This is a genomic window from Acinetobacter sp. ANC_7655, assembly GCF_056784015.1.
Window position 1 is genome coordinate 1 of record NZ_JBWYJB010000038.1, and the last position, 411, is coordinate 411.

Genomic DNA, 411 nt, shown 5'->3' on the forward strand with positions numbered 1-411 from the left:
AGAGGCAAAGAGTGGGCTTTTGTTTTGCCATTCTTCAAAGAGGATTTCCATCACTTCGACCACGGATTTATTCATAAATACGCGGCTGTTGCGGCGTTTGTGCCACAGGTTTGTTGCATCATTAAGCGTGAGTTTGTAGAGGGTCAGTGCCCCATCGCTTTGTCCTTGTGAGGCTTCGGTGATGATGCCAGTGGTTCTAAACAGGGTTCCTTGATCAGTGACTTGATCGACGGCCACTTGTGTGCCGATGAATTGTTTGAGTGGAATTAAGGCATTGGTCGAGAGACAGATGAGTTCTGCTTGCACGCCTTCGTTAAGGACATGGCTGCCATCGATGCGTTGTAGGAAGACTTGGCTATTCAGTTGTGAATGACTGAATTGGATGTGGAGGGCTCTGTTTTGGGCGGTTAG

Annotated in this window: 1 protein-coding gene; it reads right to left on the reverse strand. The window is 48.2% G+C overall.

Annotated features, from left to right (window positions below):
* The coding region (locus tag AC1M9N_RS14490) for a phage late control D family protein (protein WP_481954976.1) at positions 1-411 on the reverse strand (411 nt) is incomplete at both ends.